Annotated in this window: 7 protein-coding genes; all 7 read right to left on the bottom strand. The window is 40.0% G+C overall.

Annotated elements, in window-relative coordinates; all coding sequences use genetic code 11:
• Window positions 1–228: 228 nt before the first annotated feature.
• Window positions 229–1,728 carry an ASKHA domain-containing protein gene (locus E7276_RS09515; RefSeq protein ID WP_294216776.1) on the bottom strand — a complete coding sequence of 500 codons (1,500 nt, stop codon included), beginning with the start codon at window positions 1,726–1,728 and terminating at the stop codon, window positions 229–231.
• Window positions 1,718–2,221 (bottom strand): metallophosphoesterase family protein, encoded by a 504-nt coding sequence (locus tag E7276_RS09510; RefSeq protein WP_294216773.1) that lies wholly within the window; start codon window positions 2,219–2,221, stop codon window positions 1,718–1,720. Before E7276_RS09510 ends, E7276_RS09515 begins: the two co-directional genes overlap by 11 nt.
• Entirely contained in the window at window positions 2,202–2,813 is a 612-nt protein-coding gene (gene rdgB, locus E7276_RS09505) for an RdgB/HAM1 family non-canonical purine NTP pyrophosphatase (RefSeq protein WP_294216771.1), read from the bottom strand. The genes E7276_RS09510 and rdgB overlap by 20 nt, the downstream gene beginning before the upstream one ends.
• Before the next feature lie 26 nt (window positions 2,814–2,839).
• Window positions 2,840–3,919, bottom strand: a complete 1,080-nt coding sequence (locus E7276_RS09500; protein WP_294216768.1) for an N-acetylmuramoyl-L-alanine amidase family protein — start codon at window positions 3,917–3,919, stop codon at window positions 2,840–2,842.
• Window positions 3,920–3,946: 27 nt separating this feature from the next.
• The gene (locus tag E7276_RS09495; RefSeq protein WP_294216766.1) at window positions 3,947–5,677 is read right to left on the bottom strand and encodes a lectin like domain-containing protein; all 1,731 of its coding nucleotides are present in this window, start codon (window positions 5,675–5,677) and stop codon (window positions 3,947–3,949) included.
• A 4-nt stretch (window positions 5,678–5,681) separates the two neighbouring features.
• Window positions 5,682–6,830 carry a THUMP domain-containing class I SAM-dependent RNA methyltransferase gene (locus E7276_RS09490; protein ID WP_294216765.1) on the bottom strand — a complete coding sequence of 383 codons (1,149 nt, stop codon included), beginning with the start codon at window positions 6,828–6,830 and terminating at the stop codon, window positions 5,682–5,684.
• Between the two features lie 308 nt (window positions 6,831–7,138).
• On the bottom strand, window positions 7,139–7,522 hold the full coding sequence (locus E7276_RS09485) for a response regulator (RefSeq protein ID WP_294216763.1): 384 nt from the start codon (window positions 7,520–7,522) through the stop codon (window positions 7,139–7,141).
• Window positions 7,523–7,784 lie beyond the last annotated feature (262 nt).

The following is a 7,784-nucleotide window of genomic DNA, read 5'->3' as shown; positions in this document are numbered from 1 at the left end:
CCAATTAGAACTTACTAAAATGTCCGCCCAACAAAAATACATTTTTCAAAATAGTTCATCCATAGAAAGACACATGCAGGATGCTCTCTTTTGCATATTGAAAAACTGAAATATTCGCGAAAATTGTATTACCTACCGGGGTGGCAGGGATGCCTGGCGGGGCCTGATGACTATGTATGTGGTGGCAAGCACAGGGGCCTTACCGCGGGATTCGCTGTGAGCAGTTGCCTAGAGCCTTAAGTTTTCTAGGAAGAGCTCTTCGAATTCGGGGTTGCCGGCCATGTATACGATTTGGGAGTTTTCTTTGATTGCGGTTAGGGTTTCTTGGTCGGGCTCCTGGATGTAGGCGATGTCACCAAGGAGAGATGAGTTGCCTACGGATTCAAATTTTTGGATGAGATCTTTAGGGAATATGTTGATGCCTGCTGCGGACCATACTCCTATGGAAGCTCCTAGTCCTCCGGATACGTAAAGATGCTTTACGTCATCCATGTCCATTTTGGCTTCTTTGATGAGAAGTATAATGGCTGAGTATATTGCAGATTTGGCTAAAAGTACCTGCTGGATGTCTTCTCCTGTTATGGTGATGTTTTCGGTTACTGGGTAGCCAGTTTCTGCGTATTGGTCCTGTAGTAGGCCGCCGTCGTCTATGATTCCGTTGCGGAATAGTTCAAATATTAAGTCTATGATTCCACTGCCGCAGATTCCGATTGTTTTTTCACCTCCGATGGTGGTGAATTTTACTTTGTCTGGTGTGATTTGAACATGGTTAATGGCACCGCGAATGGATGCCACTCCACAGCTGAGATTTGCACCTTCAAGGGCAGGTCCTGCTGAGGCTGATGTGCACCAGTATTTTTCTCCATCATAAAGTACAAGCTCTGCATTTGTTCCAAGGTCTGCCAGTATGAATGGTTCGTCATTCTTTTTCTTTTTTATGTAGTATAGACCTGATACTATGTCTCCTCCAATAAAGGCAGAAATTGCAGGCATGAAAAATACATCCTTGTAGTTAGTTACAAAGCTGATACTGTCTGTGTTGTATGGCACAAATGGGAATGTAGCCATTCCATCCACAGGGTATTTGAGAAATAGATGTGTCATAGTTGTATTTGCCGAAAATACAATTCTGTGAGCTTGGAAATTCTCACCAATAATTTTGTTTCCCACCTGGACTAGGTCGGACTGTACACTGTCCATTAATTCTTGGGAGTGTCCATCTATGGCAGCCTTGATTCTGGTCATAACATCGGCACCGAATTTGGCCTGGCTGTTAGTTGCATTGACTTGGCGGAGAATTTTTCCTGTACGCAAATCAACCACAGCAACTGCGATTGTTGTGGTTCCGATGTCGACAGCGATTGCTATATTTGTTTTATCCACAGGCAATTCATTGTCTATGTCCTGGATTTCTGGAGAAACTATTTCTGATACCAAAGAGGCTGGTACCTGGATTTTGCAATCCTTTGTAATTAGGCTTTTGCAGCCTAAGCGCCACCCATTTCTCATTTCCGAAAAATCAAGGGCGCGCTCATCATCATGGGTAATTTCAGGAGCACCGTAAACAAATCTGACTGCGCAGCTCAAGCATTTGCCAATGCCCCCGCAAGGTCTGTAAAAACTAATCCCAAGCTGCTTCATTACCTCTACAAAGGTGATTGGTTCTGAATTTAAAAGAACGTATTCCTTCTGTGGCTCTGAGCCTTCAATAACAATTTTAATTTCCATGTGTTCTATCGTATTCCTCTAATGAATGTAAGTCATATTTAAACTCACCTTCATTATCTACCAAAATTGTCATATAAGTGTGTTCTCGACTATTTTGTCTTGGATAAGATATGCTTCCTGGATTTGCAATAACGAGATCACCATAATGATCAATAGTTGGAACATGGGTGTGGCCATATAAAACAACGTCACAGCCCTTTGCTCTAGCCGCATCTGCTATTTGCTCATAGCCATAGTTAACACCATAGTAATGACCATGAGTTAAAAATATTACATGCTTTCCAACCTCTAATACAATTTCATTTTGAAGTGGTGTGCCCCAGTCGCAATTACCGCAGACACACTCCACAGGAGCCTGAGACATCATCCAAATATTGTCTTCTACACCCTGGCCATCTCCGAGATGATATATGCGGTCTGGCTTTTCAATTTCTATTGCATCTCTAAGGTTTTCAGACTTTCCATGAGTATCACTAACAACTAATATTTTCATGTTTAATTATTTCTTCCTTTATCATTCTAAGGGCTTGCCCTCTGTGGCTAATTGCATTTTTCTCTTCTGGGGAAATGCTAGCTGTACTAACATCCTTGTCCCATAAATAGAAAATTGGGTCATAGCCAAATCCATTTGTTCCCATTGGCTCCCAACCGATGTATCCTTCAATTGTGCCTCTGACAACTGACTCCTTGCCATCTGGGAAAACAGCTGAAACAGCGCATACGAATCTTGCACTTCTGTCCTGCTTTTCTACGCCATCTAATCTTTCAATAAGATTTGCATTTTTGATATCGTAAGAGGTATCCTCTCCCATGTATCTGGCAGAATAAATGCCTGGCTCTTTATTCAATGCATCTATCTCTAATCCGCTATCATCAGCAAGTACAATTGCATCCTTTGCTAATGCTGAAATTGCACGAGCCTTTATCAACGAGTTTTCCTCAAAGGTGGTACCATTTTCCACAATATCCACATCAATGTTAGCTTCCTTCATTGACTGGATGTCATAGTTTTCCTCACCAAGGATCTCGCAAATCTCACGCATCTTGTTGGCATTGCCTGTTGCAAAAATAATTTTTGTCTTCATATAACTCCATTCCGCCAGTAATCGACCTATGTCCCACTAGCCTTTTTATTTAAATATTCCAAAATTGCATCATATATTGCCTGGGCTGCATCGTGCTGATAATCTGGATCAGTCAGGTTTTTAAGTTCCTGTTCATTAGTCATAAATCCAACTTCTATCAGTGCCACAGGTACCTCAGACATTCGAATAATATATACCTCATCACCTACTACGACACCTTTTGATTTAGTTCCAAGGTCATCAAGTAAATGGTCTAGGCAAATCTCAGCCAGCGCTTTTGACTCGCCCGTTGAATCACCACCTTCATACATAACCTCTGTACCACTAATAGATGACATTCGTCCAGATGCTGTAGAGTTATTATGAATGGAGATAAATAAATCCGCGTCCAAATCATTAGCAAGTCCCACTCGATTTGCAAATGAAGGATTGCTATCATCAGTCCTTGTATAATATACACCGATATTTTTTCCTGAACTCTCAAATATCTTTTTCAGTTCAAGAACTATATCCAAATCAATATCCTTTTCGTTTACGCCCATTTTAGTGGCACCTGGTACGTTTCCACCATGACCGGCATCGATGGCCACTACGTAATCATATATTTCATGAGGGTCAACAAAATCAAGATAAATATATTCGTCCTCAGAAGTTAATGCCACTTCGAAAACATCATCTAAAACTATAGATATGGAGCCTACAAGATTTTCACTTGCATAGGTAACATCCAAAATATTCTCTGAGTTTCCTCTGATAGGAAATTCTTGGAAATAATCCTTTCCAATACCATTTATATTTATGTTGATTGTTCTTTCAACATAGTTATTATCTATTGAAACTGCGGCACTTGTAACATTATTAGGCAGTGTCAATCTGATTTGATGTCCCTTTAGAATACTCTCTCTAGTTTCTGGGTCATCATTCATTAATTCCTCATCACTGGCAGTAAGCATATCCATAATAGATATCCTTCCACCCATCATTCTGCTGTCCTCAATTCTAAGCGCAATAATATGCATGTTGGGAACGTAAATCAAAAGACAGCTCATTAAAATAGCTACCGCCACAATTATGGCAGTAAAAATCCCCATAACCTTTTGTTCCATTACTCTCCGTCTACCCCTTTGTGAGTTTTACTCAAACACCTCCACAACATTATTGGCATATGCCTTGATACAAAGGTTGGCTGATGCAACATCTTCTACGCATTCCCACTCAAGTCCATTGTTGCTAATAAATCCCTTGCCATCCTCCAAGTCCACTGCAAATGTCATATTATCCGCTGCATATTCCACTGCCAATGGTCTTAAAGTATCTGCTGTGTTTATGTATAAAACTATTGCGAAGTTTTCCCCCTTCGAAACAGTTTTAGCCGAATTGAATTTGATAGTGTAGTAACCAGCCTGGTTCAACTCCCCTGAAGCCACCAATTCTTTCTCTGAAAGACTACCAGTATTCTCATAGTTTGACACAAAATATAACCTGTAGCTAGTATTTTTACCTAAAGCATAAAAGCCTGCTGCCTCTATCTGTTGATCTGCATCAGCTGTGAATGTATTGGCTCCGTATGCCCATTCCTTGCTGTAGCCAATCTGTCCAACCCAACCACATAAATCACTTTGGTAAATGTAGTTGTAGGTATTGTTAGTATCCACATCGATATAAGAAACTGCCTGATTGCCAATGTTAGAATCATAGTAAGAAATGTAAAATACTCCGTCCTCGCCAAAGCCACTGCCCCAGCTATTTTGGCAAATAAATGCTCCATCACCAGGAACATGCTCACTAAAGTTTTTGGCAGAATAATTGTCATCCCAACCTATAATAACCACGTCATGATTAGGTTTAGCATTGCCTCTATAGCAGTATGAATTAGTTTTGTTATTGTAGCTGCTAGAACCATTTAAATTTGATGTGGAAACGCTAGCGTAAATAGAGGTCGAAACACCACCGTATCTAAACACAGCCCACTTAATGTCATCAAGATTTTCAGAATCATAAAACTGAGCTGATTGTAAGTGAACGGTAGGCTCCTCTACCTGATTTGTAAAATCTGCAAGAATATCTGTTGTATCATTAGATGTCTGAAGCTTTGGTCCCTGCCAAGAAAGCAAATATGCCAAAGCGATGGTATACTCACCACCGTCCTCCTCTGTCAAATCAAAGGAATTGTCCTGAATCATGGAATCTACAGAAAAGGTATACTGCTGAGAAGGCAGCATGGAAGACTCTAGAGCCTCAAGTGATGCACAAGCCCAACAAGTAGATGTAGAGCCCTGATTACGTATGCTGCTAACTCTATCAAGCTCTCTCAAATCATAGGTATCTGGCAAGCCTGCAAGCTTATCTATTTTGATATTTACAGTATATGTGTCCTTATCATAGCTATACTTATAACCAAAAATATTGCACAAATCCTCTAGTCCCACATACATTTCTCCATTCTTTACAGATGGAGCCACAAGCAGCTCAATTTCATCACCATTTTCTGTAGCGGTTATGTTGCCTTCTAGGAATTCATAGAAATCATTTTTGATTTGAACAATAGCACTGCCTTCGTCGCACATAAAAGCAGAGCCCTTAAATTCAGTTTTAATAAAATCAAGGGATCCAACAGGATTAAGGCCGTCGTCTAGAATTGCATAGGCCTGAGAATTAGAATAAAGCTGGTCATTAATGAATATTTTTAGCTGACCAGCATCATTAAGATTTTTGGACATAAGAGGATACAGCACTTCTTCTTTAAGTGCTGCACCTCGGAATGTTTCTACTGCCGCATATCTGTCATTCCAGTTATTAATTTTTCCAAACAAAGTGATTGCTATAATCAGAGCAAACACCAAAAATCTCTTGGAAAATTTCATCTAGCTAGTCCTTCTTCTTTGGCTTAGGTCCAAGGAACTGATAAAAATATGTCTTTATCATTCCATTATATATTTTGCGATTTTTATCTGCTTTTCTTCCTATAGATTTTGGAGCATCCTCATAGCTAGTGATAACATACATTGACCAACTATCCAGATTCTTGTACGCCTCACCTAATTTACCATAAATTTCTGGCAAATCCTTTTTCTCCTCAAGTCGCTCGCCATATGGTGGGTTAGTGAGAATAAATCCAAATTTCTTTGGGTGACTAAGAGCCCCCACATCTCTAGTTTGAAAATGAATCATATGATCCACGCCTGCCTGCTTTGCATTAAGACGGGCAATTTTAACCATATCAGGATTAATATCATAACCCTGCAAATCACACTTTACAGATGTATCCACCTCATCTCTAGCTTCATCGAAGCAATCCTTCCAAAGCTTTTGTGGAATGAGGTTATCCCAGTCCATAGAAGTAAACTCTCTATTAAGACCAGGTGCAATATGAGCCGCCATCATAGCAGCCTCAATAAGAAATGTACCAGAACCACAGAATGGATCCACAAGAATTCTATCTGGATGCCAAGGTGTCAACTGAATCAAAGCAGCTGCCATTGTCTCAGACAAAGGAGCCTTGCTGGTATAAGTCCTATATCCTCTCTTATGAAGAGGTGTACCTGTAGAATCAAGTGTAACGATAACATTATCGTTCATAAGGAAAATCCTAACAGGATAGTCAGAACCATCCTCCTTGAACCACTGGGTATCATAATATTTCTTCATTCTTTCAACCATTGCCTTTTTAGCAATAGACTGAATATCAGTAAGGGAGAAAAGCTTACTCTTTACAGAAGTAGCCTTAGTAACCCAAAATCTACCATTCTCAGGAATATAATCCTCCCAATTAAGTGATTTGATTCCCTGGAATAGTTCTTCGAAGGTAGTAGCTCTAAATCTACCCACCTCAACAAGGACACGCTCTGCGGTACGCAAATTAATATTTGCACGACAAATAGCCTCCGCATCACCAGTAAAGGTTACTCGTCCATCAGTAACCTCAGTAATTTCGTATCCTAAATCATAGATTTCTCTTTTTAATGGTGCCTCTAAACCAAAATGGCATGGGCAACTAATAGTATAAGTTTTTAACATAAAATTATCTTAGCCTTTGGAAAGAATAGTGTCAATTACAGGCGCGGCTTGCACCTATTTATGCACATGAAATTATTTTTATTGCATTCACTATTATTCTATATTATAATCGGAGACGTGGCGAGGAGTTTCCTTGTCATACCCTTATTAATTATTTATACTCCCCTCAAAAAGACCGATTATTCGGTCTTTTTACTTTGTCCAATTTTGCACAATCTATCATATCGTTATTCAAAATAACATAAAAGTTTCCATTGTATACAATCAAAAAGGACTGTTACCAGTCCTTTTTGTTCATTATTGAGTTTTCATTTGAAGTGTGCTAACGCCTCTGCGAATCTAGCCTCGTCAAATGGCTTAATAACGAAATCCTTGGCTCCCGCCTCAATAGCCTCAATTACATAACACTTTTGTCCCATTGCACTAACCACAAGAATTTTTGCATCCGGATCATATTCTTTAATCTGTTTAATGGCGTCAATTCCGTTTGAACTACGTCCCACAGTGTGACCGTCAACCGTCATTGTTATGTCCATTGTAACTATATCAGGTTTGTACTGTTTATATTTCTCTACTGCTCCATCGCTACAATCTGCCTCAGCAATAACCGTACAACCATTTCTTTCGACTTCGCCTCTAACGACAGCTCTCATAAACTTGGAGTCGTCAACTATTAAAACTGTCTTTCCCAAAAGCATCCTCCTAACTACTTAACGTTTATATTTGGATGTGTTTACGTTTATTATAGCACAACCACCACTAAATAAAATATGAAAGTTCTGTTAACATGTTTCTATCCAGGGTGTCCACTTACATGCCCCCAATGCCCCGGCCACAACCTTTCCAGCTTCTATATGTGCCCCTGCCGGCCTCGCCCCGCCCGCCCCTGTCCATAACACAATTTCGCGAATATTGTAGTTTCCCAATATGCAAAAGGGAGCATCCGCATGTGTC

Source organism: Pseudobutyrivibrio sp. (assembly GCF_015057185.1).
GTDB lineage: Bacteria > Bacillota > Clostridia > Lachnospirales > Lachnospiraceae > Pseudobutyrivibrio.
Note: the sequence above shows the minus strand (reverse complement) of the source record. Positions and strands in the feature narration are given on the sequence as shown.

What these genes read in the sequence shown, in the direction of transcription:
- E7276_RS09495 (WP_294216766.1), bottom strand. Translation starts at nt 5,677, where the DNA reads ATGAAATTTTCCAAGAGATTTTTGGTGTTTGCTCTGATTATAGCAATC.
- rdgB (WP_294216771.1), bottom strand. Translation starts at nt 2,813, where the DNA reads ATGAAGACAAAAATTATTTTTGCAACAGGCAATGCCAACAAGATGCGT.
- E7276_RS09515 (WP_294216776.1), bottom strand. Translation starts at nt 1,728, where the DNA reads ATGGAAATTAAAATTGTTATTGAAGGCTCAGAGCCACAGAAGGAATAC.
- E7276_RS09490 (WP_294216765.1), bottom strand. Translation starts at nt 6,830, where the DNA reads ATGTTAAAAACTTATACTATTAGTTGCCCATGCCATTTTGGTTTAGAG.
- E7276_RS09500 (WP_294216768.1), bottom strand. Translation starts at nt 3,919, where the DNA reads ATGGAACAAAAGGTTATGGGGATTTTTACTGCCATAATTGTGGCGGTA.
- E7276_RS09510 (WP_294216773.1), bottom strand. Translation starts at nt 2,221, where the DNA reads ATGAAAATATTAGTTGTTAGTGATACTCATGGAAAGTCTGAAAACCTT.